Raw genomic sequence first — 1,469 nt, 5'->3', positions numbered from 1 at the left:
CCGCTGGAAGCCGCTGGCGCCGGCGCGCAGACCGTCGTACGCATAGCGGTCCAGGTCGAACGTGGTGACGATGAGGACGCGCGTGCGGGAGCCGGTCCTGATGATGCGGCGGGTTGCCTCGATTCCGTCGAGCAGGGGCATGCGGATGTCATCAGGGCGACATCCGGCTGGTGTCGTTCGACGAGTTGGAGGGCCTCGTGGCCGTTGGCGGCCTCGCCGACGACTGTCATGTCGTCCTGGCTCTCCAACAGCATGCGGAAACCGAAGCGTTGCATCGGCTGGTCGTCCGCGATGAGCACGGTCGTCACGAGGGGGAGTCCTCCAGAGGGAGTCGGAGCCGTACCTGCCAGCCCGTGGCGGCCGGTCGGCCGGCTTCGAGTGTGCCGTCGTACAGGGAGGCGCGTTCGCGCATGCCCGTGATGCCCTGACCGGTGCCGGCGGGCGGGGCGTCGGTGGGGTGCAGGGTGCCGTTGTCCGTGATCAGGACCTCCAGCTCCGTCGGACGGTACGTCAACGTGACCTCGGCGGCCAGGGATTCATCGGTGGCCGCGTGCTTGAGCGTGTTCGTCAGTCCCTCCTGCATCACCCGGTACACCGTCAGCTGGCGTCCGGGGGTGAGGGGGACGGGCGGTGGTGTGCCGTGGCGGTTCAGGTGTACGGGGAGGCCTGCGTTGCGTACGCCCTCCAAGAGCGCGTCTATGTCGTCGAGTGTGGGCTGCGGGGTGCGGTCGGCCCGGTCCGGGGGGTCGCGCAGGACGCCGAGCAGGCGGCGGAGTTCGGCGAGGGCCTGGCGGCTGGTGGTGCCGATGGCGTCCAGGGCCTGGGCGGCCCGTTCGGGGCTCTTGGCCGCGGCGTAGGCACCACCGTCGGCCAGTCCCGTGATCACGGAGAGGTTGTGGCCGATGATGTCGTGCATCTCGCGGGCGATCCGGGTCCGTTCGGCGGCGGCCGCCAGCTGGGCCTGCTGGTCGCGTTCGAGTTCCAGGCGGTTGGCGCGGTCGACGAGGGCCTCCGTGTACTCCTTGCGCGTACGCACCACGATGCCGACGAGGGCGGCGAACGCGAACGCGTACAGGTGCGGGACGAAGACGCGGTCCCAGTCGTCCGGGAAGTGACCCGATCCGATCACGAGCGGGGCGAGCACGATGGCGCCCGACCATGCCAGGGCGCGCATGGGCTGCCGCAGCGCGATGTTGAAGACGACGATCTCCTGGAGGAACGCGGCCTGGATGACCGCCCCCGTCCAGATGTTGACCAGGGAGAACGGTGCCATGAACAGCAGCACGGCCAGCGGATGGCTGCGGCGCCACAGCAGCGGGGCGGAGAACGTCACGCTCATCGCCAGGACCAGCGACGCCGGCACGTCCGGGTCGAGGGCGACCGAGCGCCAGCCGCCCGTCGAGACGTCGAGGACGGCGAACAGCACCCAGAATGTGGTGAGCAGCCCGTCCCAGACGAGGGGGCGGCGG

1 protein-coding gene and 1 pseudogene are annotated in these 1,469 nt (G+C 70.3%); both read right to left on the bottom strand.

Annotated elements, in window-relative coordinates:
• Positions 1-308, bottom strand: a pseudogene (locus JGS39_RS40225) (response regulator); the annotation flags it as partial.
• Positions 305-1,469 (bottom strand): sensor histidine kinase (locus tag JGS39_RS40220; protein ID WP_236066191.1); only part of this gene is annotated, 1,165 nt, incomplete at its 5' end. The pseudogene JGS39_RS40225 and the gene JGS39_RS40220, both read right to left, overlap by 4 nt.

The sequence above is a fragment of the Streptomyces poriferorum genome (assembly GCF_019399235.1).
Lineage (GTDB): Bacteria > Actinomycetota > Actinomycetes > Streptomycetales > Streptomycetaceae > Streptomyces > Streptomyces poriferorum.
Note: the sequence above shows the minus strand (reverse complement) of the source record. Positions and strands in the feature narration are given on the sequence as shown.